This window comes from Cellulosimicrobium marinum, assembly GCF_020551945.1.
GTDB classification, from domain to species: domain Bacteria; phylum Actinomycetota; class Actinomycetes; order Actinomycetales; family Cellulomonadaceae; genus Cellulosimicrobium; species Cellulosimicrobium marinum.
In genome coordinates, this window is the sequence record NZ_JAJBZH010000006.1 from 54978 (window position 1) to 69491 (window position 14514).

17 protein-coding genes are annotated in these 14514 nt (G+C 74.6%); 15 read left to right on the forward strand and 2 right to left on the reverse strand.

The genetic code is table 11. The features are described 5' to 3' along the window. Positions 1 to 6: 6 nt before the first annotated feature. The 8 genes from rplS (at position 7) to LGQ04_RS14160 (ending at position 6826) form a co-directional block, all read left to right on the forward strand. Entirely contained in the window at positions 7 to 360 is a 354-nt protein-coding gene (gene rplS / locus LGQ04_RS14125; protein ID WP_229244581.1) for a 50S ribosomal protein L19, read from the forward strand. Between the two features lie 120 nt (positions 361 to 480). After that, the gene (gene lepB, locus LGQ04_RS14130) at positions 481 to 1314 is read left to right on the forward strand and encodes a signal peptidase I (RefSeq protein WP_372470078.1); all 834 of its coding nucleotides are present in this window, start codon (positions 481 to 483) and stop codon (positions 1312 to 1314) included. Next, positions 1311 to 2138, forward strand: coding sequence for a ribonuclease HII (gene rnhB / locus LGQ04_RS14135; RefSeq protein ID WP_372470079.1), 828 nt, complete (start codon positions 1311 to 1313; stop codon positions 2136 to 2138). The genes lepB and rnhB overlap by 4 nt, the downstream gene beginning before the upstream one ends. A gap of 44 nt (positions 2139 to 2182) precedes the next feature. Beyond that, entirely contained in the window at positions 2183 to 2482 is a 300-nt protein-coding gene (locus tag LGQ04_RS14140; RefSeq protein ID WP_229244582.1) for a DUF2469 domain-containing protein, read from the forward strand. 124 nt (positions 2483 to 2606) lie between these two features. Continuing rightward, complete coding sequence (locus tag LGQ04_RS14145; RefSeq protein ID WP_229244583.1) at positions 2607 to 2966, forward strand: YraN family protein; 360 nt, start codon at positions 2607 to 2609, stop codon at positions 2964 to 2966. Beyond that, positions 2966 to 4498: a YifB family Mg chelatase-like AAA ATPase gene (locus LGQ04_RS14150; protein WP_229244584.1), complete on the forward strand. Its 1533-nt coding sequence runs from the start codon at positions 2966 to 2968 to the stop codon at positions 4496 to 4498. The genes LGQ04_RS14145 and LGQ04_RS14150 overlap by 1 nt, the downstream gene beginning before the upstream one ends. Further along, positions 4491 to 5723: a DNA-processing protein DprA gene (gene dprA / locus LGQ04_RS14155; protein ID WP_229244585.1), complete on the forward strand. Its 1233-nt coding sequence runs from the start codon at positions 4491 to 4493 to the stop codon at positions 5721 to 5723. The genes LGQ04_RS14150 and dprA overlap by 8 nt, the downstream gene beginning before the upstream one ends. Before the next feature lie 92 nt (positions 5724 to 5815). Then, on the forward strand, positions 5816 to 6826 hold the full coding sequence (locus LGQ04_RS14160) for a tyrosine-type recombinase/integrase (RefSeq protein ID WP_308016410.1): 1011 nt from the start codon (positions 5816 to 5818) through the stop codon (positions 6824 to 6826). A gap of 80 nt (positions 6827 to 6906) precedes the next feature. On the opposite strand, the gene LGQ04_RS14165 is transcribed toward LGQ04_RS14160, so the two are convergent. Beyond that, positions 6907 to 7521 carry a murein hydrolase activator EnvC family protein gene (locus LGQ04_RS14165; protein ID WP_229244586.1) on the reverse strand — a complete coding sequence of 205 codons (615 nt, stop codon included), beginning with the start codon at positions 7519 to 7521 and terminating at the stop codon, positions 6907 to 6909. A gap of 376 nt (positions 7522 to 7897) precedes the next feature. Here LGQ04_RS14165 and rpsB point away from each other — a divergent pair, with 376 nt between their 5' ends. From rpsB to LGQ04_RS14200, 7 genes are all read left to right on the forward strand, one after another. After that, positions 7898 to 8818: a 30S ribosomal protein S2 gene (gene rpsB, locus LGQ04_RS14170; RefSeq protein ID WP_229244587.1), complete on the forward strand. Its 921-nt coding sequence runs from the start codon at positions 7898 to 7900 to the stop codon at positions 8816 to 8818. Between the two features lie 122 nt (positions 8819 to 8940). Beyond that, a complete protein-coding gene (gene tsf, locus LGQ04_RS14175) occupies positions 8941 to 9780 on the forward strand; it encodes a translation elongation factor Ts (RefSeq protein WP_229244588.1) in 840 nt (279 codons plus the stop codon). A 166-nt stretch (positions 9781 to 9946) separates the two neighbouring features. Beyond that, positions 9947 to 10693 (forward strand): UMP kinase, encoded by a 747-nt coding sequence (gene pyrH / locus LGQ04_RS14180; protein WP_229244589.1) that lies wholly within the window; start codon positions 9947 to 9949, stop codon positions 10691 to 10693. Between the two features lie 39 nt (positions 10694 to 10732). Next, positions 10733 to 11290 (forward strand): ribosome recycling factor, encoded by a 558-nt coding sequence (gene frr / locus LGQ04_RS14185; RefSeq protein ID WP_229244590.1) that lies wholly within the window; start codon positions 10733 to 10735, stop codon positions 11288 to 11290. A gap of 28 nt (positions 11291 to 11318) precedes the next feature. Continuing rightward, positions 11319 to 12209 (forward strand): phosphatidate cytidylyltransferase, encoded by an 891-nt coding sequence (locus tag LGQ04_RS14190; protein WP_229244591.1) that lies wholly within the window; start codon positions 11319 to 11321, stop codon positions 12207 to 12209. A 55-nt stretch (positions 12210 to 12264) separates the two neighbouring features. Continuing rightward, on the forward strand, positions 12265 to 13422 hold the full coding sequence (gene rlmN / locus LGQ04_RS14195; RefSeq protein ID WP_229244592.1) for a dual-specificity RNA methyltransferase RlmN: 1158 nt from the start codon (positions 12265 to 12267) through the stop codon (positions 13420 to 13422). Beyond that, positions 13419 to 13970 carry a DivIVA domain-containing protein gene (locus LGQ04_RS14200; RefSeq protein WP_229244593.1) on the forward strand — a complete coding sequence of 184 codons (552 nt, stop codon included), beginning with the start codon at positions 13419 to 13421 and terminating at the stop codon, positions 13968 to 13970. The genes rlmN and LGQ04_RS14200 overlap by 4 nt, the downstream gene beginning before the upstream one ends. A 121-nt stretch (positions 13971 to 14091) precedes the next feature. Here the strand turns inward: LGQ04_RS14200 and LGQ04_RS14205 are convergent, their stop codons facing one another. Next, on the reverse strand, positions 14092 to 14481 hold the full coding sequence (locus LGQ04_RS14205) for a MerR family transcriptional regulator (RefSeq protein ID WP_229244594.1): 390 nt from the start codon (positions 14479 to 14481) through the stop codon (positions 14092 to 14094). Positions 14482 to 14514: the final 33 nt, after the last annotated feature.

The window sequence follows — 14514 nt, forward strand, 5'->3', positions numbered from 1 at the left end:
AGCACCATGCACACGCTGGACAGCGTCGACGCAGCATCCCTGCGCAGCGACGTCCCGGACTTCCGCCCGGGCGACACCCTCAAGGTCAACGTCAAGGTCGTCGAGGGCAACCGCTCCCGCGTCCAGGCCTTCCAGGGCGTCGTCATCGCCCGCCAGGGCCACGGAGTCCGCGAGACGTTCACGGTCCGCAAGATCAGCTTCGGCGTCGGCGTCGAGCGCACCTTCCCGGTGCACTCCCCGACGCTCGAGTCGGTCGAGGTCGTCACCCGCGGTGACGTGCGTCGCGCCAAGCTGTACTACCTGCGTCAGCTCCGCGGCAAGAAGGCGAAGATCAAGGAGAAGCGCGAGACCTCGCGCTGACCCTCGGCAGCCGGATACGGGCGGTCGCCCCCTCACGGGGGCGGCCGCCCGTCCGTCGTCGGGGCGTCCGACACACGGTCGGGTTTCCCGGATCACCCCCCGAGGTGGCAAGGTGAACGCGTGACCGACAGCGCCCCCTCACGCGGCCCCCGACCCGACGCCCGGACGGAGCGTGCGGACGGCGCGGACGGACCGGACCCCGCCACGGACGGTGCCGCCGCCGACCCGACCGTCGCCGGCGCGGACGAGGAGCCGGTGGCGGCGAGGGCCGAGGCGCCGCCGAAGCGGTCCTCGCTGCTGCGCGAGACCGCGATCATCGTGGTGAGCGCGCTCGTGCTGTCGCTGCTCATCAAGACCTTCCTCGTGCAGGCGTTCTTCATCCCCAGCGGCTCGATGGAGGACACGCTGGTCGAGGGCGACCGGATCATGGTCTCGCGCCTCGTCCCGGGGGCGTTCGACGTCCACCGGGGTGACGTCGTCGTGTTCAAGGACCCGGGGGGCTGGCTGCCGCCTCCCGTGGAGAAGGACGAGAGCCCGCTCGCCGAGGGGGCCCGCGCGGCACTCACCTTCATCGGGCTCCTGCCGCAGGACACGGGCGAGCACCTCATCAAGCGGGTGATCGGCACGCCCGGGGACCACGTCGTGTGCTGCGACGCGCAGGGGCGGGTGAGCGTCAACGGCGAGCCGATCGACGAGACGTACATCAAGCCGGGATCCGTCCCCAGCCAGGACCCGTTCGACACGACCGTGCCTGACGACATGCTCTTCGTCATGGGTGACAACCGGCAGAACTCCCAGGACTCGCGCTACAACACGGGGAACCCCGGGGGCGGGTTCGTCCCGATGGGCAACGTCGTGGGGACGGCGTTCGTCAAGGTCTGGCCGCTCTCGCACGTCGGCCTGCTGCGCAACCCCGGCGACGTGTTCGCCGACGTGCCCGAGGTCGAGCCGTGACGGTCGGCACCACCCGGGCCGAGCCGCGCACGACCGGGACGGCGGGGACCGCGCGGCGCGGACCCGCGGGGCGACGTCGCCCCGACCTGCGCCAGGAGCGTGCGCTGCTCCGCGACGGCGCGCGGCTCGTCGCGGGGATGGACGAGGTCGGCCGCGGGGCGCTCGCCGGACCGGTGTCCGTCGGGGTCACGGTCGTCGACCTCGCGACCCGGCCGTGCCCGCCCGGGCTCACGGACTCCAAGCTGCTCAGCCCCGCCGCCCGCGAGGCTCTCGTGCCGCTCGCACGGGCCTGGTCGCTCGCCTGGGCGGTGGGCCACGCCGGTCCCGCCGAGATCGACGCGCACGGCATCATCGGGGCGCTGCGGCTCGCCGGGCGCCGTGCGCTGGCCCAGGTCCGCCGGACGGTGGGCGACGTCGACGTCGTCCTCCTCGACGGGCGTCACGACTGGCTGAGCCGGCCCGCCGCCGTCGACCTGTTCGAGGCGTTCGAGCTCGACCCGCACGTCGAGGCGGGCGCCGAGCCCCGCGTGCGCACCCTCGTCAAGGCGGACCTGCAGTGCGCCTCCGTGGCGGCGGCGAGCGTCCTCGCCAAGACGGAGCGCGACGGTCTCATGACGAGCCTGGCGCACCAGTACCCGGCGTTCGGGTGGGACCAGAACAAGGGCTACTCCGCCGCGGCGCACGTCGAGGCGCTGCGCGAGCACGGCCCGACGCCGCAGCACCGCCGGAGCTGGCGGCTCCCCGAGCGTGGTGCGGACGACCTGGCGACGCTGCCGGTCGACGTCCTCGAGATCGACCCGGGCGCGGCGCTGCCCAGCAGCTGACGCGCCGGGCGGGCGGACCGGCCTCCATGGTCCATGATGGAGGCGTGAGCGCCGAAGACCTGGAGAACTACGAGACCGAGATGGAGCTCGCGCTCTACCGCGAGTACCGCGACGTCGTGGGTCTGTTCTCGTACGTGGTGGAGACCGAACGACGCTTCTACCTGGCGAACCAGGTGGACCTCCAGGTGCGGTCGGCGGCGGGCGAGGTGTACTTCGAGCTGAGGCTCGGCGACGCGTGGGTCTGGGACGTGTACCGCTCGGCCCGGTTCGTGAAGTCGGTGCGCGTCGTCACGTTCAAGGACGTCAACGTCGAAGAGCTCGCGAAGGCCGAGCTCCAGCTCTGACTCGTGGCCGTGCGCCGGTCCTGGCCGTGCACAGGCCCGGCGACGGAGGGCCCGTCCCCAGGCGGTGACCCGCCCCTTTCGCCGTCCCCGCTCCCTCGCGCACCGTGTGCGCGGAGGTGAGCTCATGGGAGCCAAGGACGCCGTCGGGCGGTACGGGGAGAAGGTGGCCGCGACCCACCTGGTCGAGGCTGGGTGGACGGTGCTCGAGCGGAACTGGCGCGGCACCGGCGGGGAGCTCGACGTGGTCGCGCTCGACGGCGACGTGCTCGTCGCCGTCGAGGTGAAGACGCGGCGCGGGACCGGGTACGGCCACCCGGCCGAGGCGGTGACCGCGCGCAAGCTCGCCCGGCTGCGCCGGCTCACGGGGGAGTGGCTCGCCACGCACGACGTGCGCGCCGCGTCGGTCCGCGTCGACGTGCTGGCGGTCGTCGTGCCGCGCGCCGGGGCCGCCCGCGTCGAGCACCTGCGCGGGGTGAGCGCCTGATGGGGCTCGGCACGACGCGGGCCGTCGCGCTCGTCGGTCTCACCGGCCACGTCGTCGAGGTCCAGGCGCACCTCGCCGCCTCCGTGCCGGGCTTCGTGCTCGTCGGGCTGCCCGACACCGCGCTGAGCGAGTCGCGCGACCGAGTGCGCGCCGCCGTCGGCTCGACCGGGCTGTCCTGGCCGCAGCGCAAGATCACGATCAACCTCTCCCCGGCGGCCCTGCCGAAGTCCGGCACGGGGTTCGACCTCGCGATCGCCGTGGCGATCCTCGCGGGCGCCGACGTCGTGCCGCGGTCCGCCGTCGAGAGGGTCGTGCACGTGGGCGAGCTCGCGCTCGACGGCCGGCTCCAGCCCGTGCGCGGCGTGCTGCCCGCGGTCGCCGCGGCCGTCGCCGCCGGGTACCCGGACGTCGTCGTCCCGGCAGCCGACGCCGCGGAGGCCCGGCTCGTCCCGGGCGCGCGGGTCACGGGCGCGGCGACGCTCGCGGACGTGGCGGCCCTGCACGGTGCCGACGTCGACGCCCCGCCGGTGGCACCGGTGGCGGCAGCGCGGACCACGTCGTCCGTACCGCGGACCGGGGACCTCCTGGACGTGCTCGGCCAGCAGGAGGCCCGGCACGCGCTCGAGGTCGCCGCCGCGGGCGGGCACCACCTCCTGCTCGTCGGGGCGCCCGGCGCGGGCAAGACGATGCTCGCCTCCCGCCTGCCCGGCATCCTGCCGGACCTCACGGAGGCGGAGGCGGTCGAGGTCACGTCGGTCCACAGCGTGGCCGGCGTGTTCGACCCGGGCGGCGGACTGGTCCGCCGCCCGCCCTACGAGGACCCGCACCACACGGCGACACCCGCGTCCATCGTCGGGGGCGGCAGCGGCCTGCCACGCCCGGGTGCCGCGTCCCGCGCGCACCGCGGGGTGCTCTTCCTCGACGAGGCCCCGGAGTTCGGCGCGCGGGTGCTGCAGACGCTGCGGCAGCCGCTCGAGCACGGCGAGGTCGTGCTCCACCGCGCGGGCGGGACCGCACGGTACCCCGCCCGGTTCCAGCTCGTCCTCGCCGCCAACCCCTGCCCCTGCGGGCGCGCGGTCGGCAAGGGGCTCGACTGCTCGTGCAGCCTGGTGGCGCAGCGCCGGTACTTCACGCGCCTGTCCGGCCCTCTCCTGGACCGGGTGGACGTGCAGGTCGAGGTACGGCCCGTCACGCGCGTCGAGCGCGCGACCGGCACGGCCCCGGAGTCGAGCGCGACCGTCGCCGAACGGGTCCGGGCGGCGCGCGCAGCGGCGGCCTCCCGGCTCGCGGGCACGGGATGGAGCACGAACGCCGAGGTGCCCGGCACCTGGTTGCGCGACCGTCTCGGTCCCGACCCGGGGCTGCTGCACGACGTCGACGCCGCGCTCGACCGGGGCACGCTGAGCCTGCGCGGTGCGGACCGTGTGCTCCGGCTCGCGTGGACCGTCGCCGACCTCGCGGGTCGTGCGGCACCGTCGCGGGCGGACGTCGGTCAGGGCCTCGCGCTGCGCACCCGGGGGCACCATGGCTGAGCGGACGACCCCGCACCCGCTGGTGTTCGACGTCGACGACCCGCGCCTGGCCCGTGCGGCATGGACCCGGCTCGCGGAACCGGGCGACGAGGTCGCCGGGGCCCTCGTCCGGGAGCTGGGCGCGCCCGCCGCTCTGCACTGGGTGGTCGAGGCAGCGCACGACCCGGCCCGTGCGCGGTCGGCGCTCGCGGCGGCGGCCCCGACGTCGGCGACCGGTGCGGCGCCCCGGCTCCTGCGGGCCCTGTCACGCTGGGCTCCACGGCTCGACGGTCTCGATCCGCGCCGGGAGCTGCGGGTGCTGGCGCGCGTCGGAGGAACCTTCGTCGTCCCGGGCGACCCGGGCTGGCCCGTGGCGGTCGACGACCTGGGCGTCGCGGCCCCGCTCGGGCTGTGGGTCCGGGGTCGCGCCGACCTCGCGGCGGCGTCGGCCCGGTCCGTCGCGGTGGTCGGGGCCCGGGCGTGCACGGACTACGGCCGGTACGTGACCGGGGAGATGGCGGCCGGGCTCGCCGACCGCGGGTTCGCGGTGGTGTCCGGCGGGGCGTACGGCGTCGACGCGGTCGCGCACCGCGGGGCGCTGGTCGGCGGCGGCGTCACCGTCGCCTTCCTGGCCGGAGGGGTGGACCGCCTCTACCCCGCGGGCAACGCAGAGCTTCTCGCGGGTGTCGTCGACGCGGGCGGCGCCGTGGTCTCGGAGGTGCCGCCCGGATCGGTGCCGAGCCGTGTGCGCTTCCTGCTGCGCAACCGGCTCATCGCCGCGTTCGCCCGTGCGACGGTCGTCGTCGAGGCGGCCTGGCGGTCCGGATCCCTGAGCACGGCGGCCCGCGCCGCAGAGCTCTCGCGTCCCGTCGGCGCGGTCCCCGGGCCTGTGACCTCGGCGGCCTCCTCCGGGTGCCACCGCCTGCTGCGGGACGGCGCCGCGGTGTGCGTGACCGATGCAGCCGAGGTGGCGGAGCTCGCGGGGGTGCACGGCACGGACGTCGTGCCCGCCGCCGCGCGGGCCCACGAGGAGCGGCCGGCGCTCCACGACGGCCTCGACGAGGTCGCGACCCGCGCCTGGGACGCCCTGCCGCTGCGCTCGGGGCGGCCCGTGGAGTCCGTGGCGCGTGCGGCGGGGCTCGCGGTGCCGGAGACGTTGGCGGCGCTCGGCGGGATGGAGGTGTCCGGGCTGGCCGAGCGCGTCGCCGGAGGGTGGCGTCGCGCGCGGGTGCCCGACGAGCGCTGACGCGCGCAGCCGGTCGGGGACGGTTGACCGCGCAGTGCCTGGCCTCGGGGAGCCTCCTGCCCGCGAGCCGGCTCGCGGGGCACACTGGCGTCGTGGACGACGACGCGAGGGCTGCCGAGGAGAGGGTCGCCGAGGCGCACGCCGCGCAGACGAGGGCCGACGACGCCGGGGACGCGGCGACCGGTGCGTCCGAGCTTCCTGCGGCCCTCCGCACGGCCCTCGACGCGTTCGCGGAGGCGCTGCGGGTCGAGCGGGGGACGTCGGAGCACACGGTCCGGGCGTACCGGGGCGACGTCGAGGGCCTGCTGCGGCACGCGGCGCGCGACGGCGCGCGGTCGCTCGACGACGTCGACCTCGCCGTCCTGCGCGCCTGGCTGACCGCGATGGCGGAGCGCGACCTCGCACGAGCCACTCTCGCGCGCCGCGGGGCGGCGGCCCGTGCCTTCTTCGCCTGGGCTCGCACGACCGGGCGTGTCGCCGCCGACCCGGCCGTGCGGCTCGCGAGCCCGCGGGTCCCCCGGACCCTGCCGACGGTCCTCGCCGCGGACGCGGCCGCGCTCCTGCTCGACGGCGCACGCACGGCCGCCGAGGAGGGCGGACCGGGGCCGCTGCGGGACTGGGCCGCCGCCGAGCTGATGTACGGGGCGGGGATCCGGGTCGGCGAGCTCGTCCGCGTCGACGTGGACGACGTGGACCTCGGGGACCGCACGCTCCGCGTGCTCGGCAAGGGCGACAAGGAGCGGGTCGTGCCGTTCGGCGTCCCCGCCGCGCGCGCCGTACGGGCCTGGCTGGACGGGGGACGGCCCGCGCTCGCCACCGACCGGTCCGGAGCGGCCCTCCTGCTCGGCGACCGGGGTGGGCGCTGGGGACAGCGCCAGGCCCGGGACGCCGTCCACCGGCTGGCGGCCGCCGCGGGCGTCGACGACGTCGCGCCCCACGACCTGCGCCACAGCGCCGCGACGCACCTGCTGGCCGGCGGGTCGGACCTGCGCAGCGTCCAGGAGATCCTCGGGCACTCCTCGCTCGCGACCACCCAGCGCTACACGCACGTGACGGCCGAGAGGCTGCGCAGCTCGTTCGAGCAGGCCTTCCCCCGCGCGTGAGGCCGTCCCACCACCGACACCTGAGGCCGTCCGTCATCAACACGTGAAGCCGTGCCGTCACGGGGCGCGGGACCCCGGCGTCACAGGGGGAGCAGGACGATCGGCGGGCGGTCGCCGAGCAGGCCGAGCGGGTCGAGGTAGCGCTCGCCCCGCCGGACTCCCCAGTGGACGCACACCCCAGCGCAGTGCCCGCCGTGCGCCGAGGACGTCGGGGTGCCCGGCGGGGCCTGGACCGTGCCCACGGGGGCGCCGCGGTCCACACGCGTGCCCGGTCGGACCGTCCCGGTGACGGGTTCCAGCGAGGTGCGCAGCCCGCCGTCGTGCAGCACGACGACGACGTCGCGCCCGGCGACCGGCCCGGCGAAGGTCACCACCCCCGCGGCGGGGGAGCGCACCCGTTCCCCCGGCGCGGCGGCGAGGTCCACGCCGCGGTGCCCCGGGAGCCAGTCCTGCGCGGGTGCGTCGAAGGGCGCGACGACGCCGAGCGCCCCGGCGGGCCGGTCCAGCGGGGGGAGCCATGCGCCGTCGGGCGCCGCGGACCGGACGGTGACGGGCGGCTCCTGACGGGCGTCCGCGGGGTACGGCGCGCCGACGAGCAGGAGCAGCGCGAGGGTGAGCACGGCGGCGGCCGGTCGGCGTCCGTCGGCGCGGCGGGCGACGGCCTCGGGGGGCGCGGTGGGGAGCGGGGTGGGCACCGCCCCAGCGTGCCGCGCACGGCGTGCGAGCGGGAGCCTCCGGGCGAATCTGTGGACGGCGCCGCGGGTGCGGGGCGTCGGGTAGACTTGTCGACGCGATCGGCACGACCGTGCGCCGCACCGGCTTCTCGCCGGGGCTGGCGCGGAACCGGCCGGTCGACTTCGCGCGTCATCCCCTGCCCGCCGGCCCTCCGACTCTCGGGCGGGCCGCACCCTCGTCGGTCCCTCTCGCCCCGCGCGAGCGGGCGTCGGTGCGGTGGCGCCAGGGGTGCGTACCGCCATGGTCCGCACCGACAACCGCACGCGGCCCCGCAGGGGCCGCTCAGAGCGCGCGCGCACCGGGTGGATCCCGGGCCGCGCGGTGAAAGGACGTGTCATGGCCGTCGTGACCATGCGCCAGCTCCTCGAGAGCGGTGTCCACTTCGGGCACCAGACCCGCCGCTGGAACCCGAAGATGAAGCGCTTCATCTTCACGGAGCGCAACGGCATCTACATCGTCGACCTCCAGCAGTCGCTGTCCTACATCGACCGCGCCTACGAGTTCGTCAAGGAGACCGTCGCGCACGGCGGCTCCATCCTCTTCGTCGGCACGAAGAAGCAGGCCCAGGAGCCCGTGGCCGAGCAGGCCGCGCGCGTCGGGATGCCCTACGTGAACCACCGCTGGCTCGGTGGCATGCTCACCAACTTCACGACGGTCCACAAGCGTCTCCAGCGCCTCAAGGAGCTCGAGGAGATCGACTTCGACGACGTCGCCGGCTCGGGGCTCACCAAGAAGGAGCTCCTCGTGCTGCGCCGCGAGAAGGACAAGCTCGCCCGCACGCTCGGCGGCATCCGCGACATGGCGAAGGTCCCCTCCGCCGTGTGGATCGTCGACACGAACAAGGAGCACCTCGCGGTCGACGAGGCGCGCAAGCTCGGCATCCCGATCGTCGCGATCCTCGACACCAACTGCGACCCGGACGTCGTGGACTACAAGATCCCGGGCAACGACGACGCGATCCGCTCCGTCACGCTGCTCACGCGCGTGATCGCCGACGCCGTGGCCGAGGGCCTCATGCAGCGTCACTCGGGCCGCTCGGGCGCCGAGGCCGGTGCCGACGCGGACGCAGAGCCGCTCGCCGAGTGGGAGCGCGAGCTCCTCCAGGGCGCCGAGCAGCAGCTCGAGAGCCAGGAGCAGTCGGCCGAGGCCGCGCCGACGCAGGGTGCCGCCGGCGCCGAGGAGGCCGTCGCGCCGGGTGCCGACGCCGCTCCTGCGGTCGAGGCCGCCCCGCAGCCGGAGACCGACGAGGCCAAGTGACGTCCCCGGGTGCGCGGCGGCCGACGTCGCCGCGCACCCGGTGACGCGCCGGGCCCTGCGCCCGGCGGACGTCCCGCGCACCACCCAGCACGTACCGTGACACCCCACGAGTGAGGATCACCATGGCGAACTACACCGCCGCTGACATCAAGGCGCTGCGCGAGCGCACCGGCGCCGGCATGCTCGACGTCAAGAAGGCGCTCGACGAGGCCGGCGGCGACGCCGACAAGGCGCTCGAGATCATCCGCGTCAAGGGCCTGAAGGGCGTCGCCAAGCGCGAGGGCCGCTCGACCTCCGAGGGCCTCGTGGCCGTCGACATCCGCGACGCGGAGGGCGGCCAGGTCGCGACCCTCATCGAGCTCAACTCCGAGACGGACTTCGTCGCGAAGAACGACACGTTCATCGGGCTGGCCGACCGCGTGCTCAAGGCCGCGGCGGACGCCGGTGCCCGTGACGCCGACGCCGCGCTCGCCGCGGACGCCGACGGCGAGACCGTCCAGCAGGTCATCGACAACCAGGCCGCGACGCTCGGCGAGAAGATCGTCCTGCGCCGCGTGACCCGCGTCGCGGGCGAGCGCGTCACCGCCTACCTGCACCGCACGGCCCGCGACCTGCCGCCGTCGATCGGCGTCGTCGTCGCCACGGACGCCGCGGGCGAGGCCGTCGCGAAGGACGTCGCGCAGCACGTCGCGGCGATGTCGCCGACGTACCTGTCGCGCGACGAGGTCCCGGCGGACACGGTCGAGAACGAGCGTCGCATCGCCGAGGAGACCTCGCGCAACGAGGGCAAGCCCGAGGCCGCGCTGCCGAAGATCGTCGAGGGCCGCCTGAACGGCTTCTTCAAGGACGTCGTCCTCGTCGACCAGCCGCTCGCGAAGGACCCCAAGAAGACGGTCGGCCAGGTCGTGACCGAGGCCGGCGGGACGATCACGGAGTTCGTCCGCTACCGCGTCGGCGCCTGACGCCCTGCCTGGCCCGGCCCTCCCGCGACGTGCGGGAGGGCCGGGCCACGGCGCACCCGGGCCCTGTGCCCGGCGGTCCCGCCCGGCGGGCCGCGCAGACCGTCCCGCGCACGCCGGGACGACCACCCAGCCCGACCGGGCGACGAGGAAGGACCAGGTGGGGACAGTGACGACGATCGACCAGACGCAGGACACCGCGGACCCGGTGGCGCGCCGCGTCCTCCTCAAGCTCTCCGGCGAGACCTTCGGCGGCGGCCAGATCGGTCTCGCGCCCGACGTCGTCCAGCGTGTGGCGCAGGAGATCGCCGACGCCGTGCGCCAAGGTGTCCAGGTCGCGATCGTGGTCGGGGGAGGGAACTTCTTCCGCGGCGCGGAGCTCAGCCAGCGTGGCCTCGACCGGGCCCGGGCCGACTACATGGGGATGCTCGGCACGGTGATGAACTGCCTCGCCCTGCAGGACTTCCTCGAGCAGGCGGGCGTGAAGACGCGCGTCCAGACCGCCATCACCATGGGTCAGGTCGCCGAGCCGTACATCCCGCTCCGCGCGATCCGCCACCTGGAGAAGGGCCGTGTCGTGATCTTCGGCGCCGGGGCGGGCATGCCCTACTTCTCCACCGACACCGTCTCCGTGCAGCGCGCCCTCGAGACGCACTGCCAGGAGGTGCTCATGGGCAAGAACGGCGTGGACGGCGTCTACACGGCGGACCCGCGCAAGGACCCGACGGCGGTCAAGCTCGACCACCTCACGTACACCGACGCCCTCGTCAACGACCTCGGCGTCATGGACGCGACGGCGCTGAGCCTGTGCCGGGACAACGACGTGCGCATGCGCGTCTTCGGGATGGGCGAGCCGGGGAACGTCACGCGGGCCCTGGTCGGCGAGAATATTGGCACACTGGTCACGACGGACTGACAAGCGGCTCGCACGACCGACCGAACAGAAGGAGCACTGGTGATCGACGAGACCCTCCTCGAGGCCGAGGAGAAGATGGACAAGGCGGTCGAGGTGGCCAAGGAGGACTTCGCCACCATCCGCACCGGCCGGGCCAACCCCGCGATGTTCAGCAAGATCACGGTCGACTACTACGGTGCCCCGACGCCGCTGCAGCAGCTCGCGTCCTTCCAGACGCCGGAGGCGCGCACGATCATCGTGTCGCCGTTCGACAAGAGCGCGATGGCGGCGATCGAGAAGTCCCTGCGGGACTCCGACCTCGGCGTCAACCCGTCGAACGACGGCAACATCATCCGCGTCGTGCTGCCCGCCCTCACCGAGGAGCGCCGCCGCGACTTCGTCAAGCTCGCGAAGTCGAAGGCGGAGGACTCGCGCGTCGCGATCCGCAACGTGCGCCGCCGCGCCAAGGAGGAGCTGGACCGCATCGTGCGCGACGGCGAGGCCGGCGAGGACGAGGTCGTGCGGGCGGAGAAGGAGCTGGAGGGTCTGACGAAGCAGCACGTCGACCAGGTCGACGCCCTGCTCGCCGGCAAGGAGAGCGAGCTGCTCGAGGTCTGAGCCCGCTCGGACCCGACCGCACCCGCCTATGTCAGACATCTTCCCCTCCGCCGACCCCGGCTCCGCGACCGGCCGGTCCGACGGCCCGGGAGCCGCCCCGACGGCGGGCCGGGGCTCGCGTGCCGGGCGCAACCTGCCCGTCGCCATCGCCGTGGGCCTCGCGCTCCTCGTCGCGGTGGCCGCGAGCCTCGCGTTCCGTCCGGAGCCGTTCGTCGGGCTCGCCGTGCTCGCGGTCGGCGCGGCCGTGTGGGAGCTCGGGAAGGCGCTCGAGCGGCGCGACCTGCACGTCCCGGTGCTGCCCCTCCTCGTGGGGACGGCGGGCATCCTCGTGTCCTCGTACTACTCGGGGCCCGAGGCGCTGCTCGTCTCGTTCATGCTCACCGTCGCGGGCGTCGTCGTCTGGCGGGTCATCGACGGGTCGGGGACCGCTGCCGTGCGGGACGCGGCCGCGGGCACGTTCGCGACGGCGTACCTGCCGTTCATGGCGGGCTTCGTCATGCTGCTGCTCGCGCAGGACGACGGGCGCGTGCGGGTCCTGCTGTTCATCCTCCTCGCGGTGGCGAACGACGTCGGCGGCTACGTCGCGGGCGTGCTGTTCGGGCGGCACCCGCTCGCGCCGTCGGTGAGCCCGAAGAAGTCGTGGGAGGGCCTGGCCGGCTCGTTCGTGCTCGCGACCGCGGTCGGGGTCGTGGGTGCGGTCGTGGGGCTCGGCGCGAGCCCGCTGGTGGGGGTCGCGCTCGGCGTCCTCACGCCCCTGACGGCGACGGTGGGGGACCTCGCGGAGTCCATGATCAAGCGGGACCTAGAATTGAAGGACATGGGCTCGCTCCTGCCCGGCCACGGAGGCATCCTGGACCGGTTGGACTCGATGCTCCTCACCGCGCCGTTCGTCTACGTGCTCCTCACGCTCGCGGTGTGACCGTGCCCCGGTCGCGCTCCCTGCCCGCCGGAACCTCCCACGCTTGGACCTCCTCATGACCGTCCGCCCGACCGAACGCTCCGTCCGCCCCTCGGCGGAGTCGAAGCCGCTCCCGCTCGTCATGTCCGCGCCGCGCCGCGGCAAGCCGCCGCGCCACTTCGCCGACCTCACGCCGGAGGAGGTGCGCGAGGCCGTCGTCGAGCTCGGTGAGAAGCCGTTCCGCGCCAAGCAGCTCGCGACGCACTACTACGCGCACCTCACCCGTGACCCGGAGTCGATGACGGACCTGCCGAAGGCGTCCCGCGACGCCCTCGCGGGCGCGCTCTTCCCGCCGCTGCTCGACGCGGCGCGGCGCATGGAGGCCGACGGCGGCACGACCGTCAAGACGCTGTGGCACCTGTTCGACGGCGCCAAGGTGGAGTCGGTCCTCATGCGCTACCCGCAGCGCAGCACGCTGTGCGTGTCGAGCCAGGCGGGCTGCGGCATGGCGTGCCCGTTCTGCGCGACGGGGCAGCTGGGCCTGACGCGCAACCTGTCGGTCGCGGAGATCGTGGAGCAGGTCCGCTCGGCGTCCCGGTCGCTCGTGGACGGCGAGATCCCGGGCGGCCCGACGCGCCTGAACAACCTCGTCTTCATGGGGATGGGCGAGCCGCTGGCGAACTACAAGGCGGTCATGGGGACGGTCCGGCGCCTCGTCGCCCCCGCCCCCGACGGGTTCGGGATGTCGGCGCGCAACGTCACGGTGTCGACCGTGGGACTGGTCCCGGCGATGCGCAAGCTCGCGGACGAGGGCGTCCCGGTCACCCTGGCGCTGTCGCTGCACGCCCCGGACGACGACCTGCGCAGCGAGCTCGTGCCGATCAACACGCGGTGGAGCGTCGACGAGACGCTGGACGCCGCGCGGCACTACTTCGAGGTGACGGGCCGGCGCGTGAGCATCGAGTACGCGCTGATCAAGGACATGAACGACCACGCGTGGCGGGCCGACCTGCTGGGCGAGAAGCTCAACGCACGCGGCCGCGGCTGGGTGCACGTGAACCCCATCCCGCTCAACCCGACGCCGGGGTCGATCTGGACAGCCAGCGACCCTGCCGTCGAGGCGGAGTTCGTGGCACGATTGCGCGGGCACGGGATCCCGACGACGATCCGTGACACCCGCGGCAGCGACATCGACGGCGCCTGCGGGCAGCTCGCTGCAGAGGAGGACGAGTGAGTTCGCTGTTCACCACGGTCGGCAAGACCCGGAACGGGTACGACCCGGAGGAGGTCGACGACTTCTTCGAGCACGCGCGCGACGTGTACGAGGGGCGGGCGACCGACCGGCTGACGAGCACGGAGATCCAGACCTCGGTCTTCGACCTCGTGCGCGGCGGGTACGACACGCACGAGGTGGACGCGGCGCTCGACCGGCTGGAGGGCGCGTTCATCGCGCGCCAGCGTGCGGAGTACGTCGCGGCGCACGGCCAGCAGGCGTGGATGAACGCGCTCGCCGAGCGGGCGCGCACGCTGTACGGGCGTCTGGGGCGTCCGGACGGCGAGAAGTTCGCGCCGGCGGAGCGGGGCAAGCCGGCGTACGACGTGGACGACGTCGACGAGCTGTGCGACCGGCTCGTGGCGTACTTCGACCGTCAGGTGCCGATCACGGCCGCGGAGATCCGGTCGGCGACGTTCGGGCGTGCGCGCGGCCGTGACGGGTACGCGGAGGGTCCTGTCGACGCGTTCTTCTCGCGGGCCATCGAGGTGCTGCTCGGCGTCGAGTGACGCCTGGCAGGCCACTCCCGGCAGGCCCTTTCGGCAGGTCCTGCGGTCGGCCGCGGTCCGGTCCCTCACTCGTGTCGGCTCGCCCGTGCCGGCTCTCCCTTACCGGCTCACCCGTGCTTGCTCACCCCTCGGCGGTCCGCCCCTCGGACACGAGCGCCGCGTGCTCGGTGCGGGTGAGGACGTCGCGGATCGTGTCGCGGCTGTGCGTGAGGCACGCGATCCGCTCCTCGATGCCGACGAGCTCGGTCGCGAGGAGCTCGGCGACGGTGCGCGGGCACGTGGGGTGCTCCTGGGCGCGCGCGTCCTCCATGTCGAGGAGCACCTTGACGAGGCGCGTCGGGATGCCGGACCGGACGAGACCGGCGACCCGGACGACGCGGTCGACGTGCGCGGTGTCGTAGTCGCGGTAGCCGTTGGTCGCGCGGGGCGCTGACAGCAGTCCCTGCTGCTCGTAGTAGCGCACGAGGCGCGGCGCGACCCCGGTCCGTGCGGACAGCTCGCCGATCTTCACAGGACCCTCCGCGGTGACGCCCCCCGGACAGGG

Coding starts and splice junctions, on each gene's coding strand:
- rplS (WP_229244581.1), top strand. CDS start 7: ATGCACACGCTGGACAGCGTCGACGCAGCATCCCTGCGCAGCGACGTC.
- LGQ04_RS14190 (WP_229244591.1), top strand. CDS start 11,319: ATGTCAGACATCTTCCCCTCCGCCGACCCCGGCTCCGCGACCGGCCGG.
- LGQ04_RS14145 (WP_229244583.1), top strand. CDS start 2,607: ATGGGAGCCAAGGACGCCGTCGGGCGGTACGGGGAGAAGGTGGCCGCG.
- dprA (WP_229244585.1), top strand. CDS start 4,491: ATGGCTGAGCGGACGACCCCGCACCCGCTGGTGTTCGACGTCGACGAC.
- tsf (WP_229244588.1), top strand. CDS start 8,941: ATGGCGAACTACACCGCCGCTGACATCAAGGCGCTGCGCGAGCGCACC.
- rlmN (WP_229244592.1), top strand. CDS start 12,265: ATGACCGTCCGCCCGACCGAACGCTCCGTCCGCCCCTCGGCGGAGTCG.
- rpsB (WP_229244587.1), top strand. CDS start 7,898: ATGGCCGTCGTGACCATGCGCCAGCTCCTCGAGAGCGGTGTCCACTTC.
- LGQ04_RS14150 (WP_229244584.1), top strand. CDS start 2,966: ATGGGGCTCGGCACGACGCGGGCCGTCGCGCTCGTCGGTCTCACCGGC.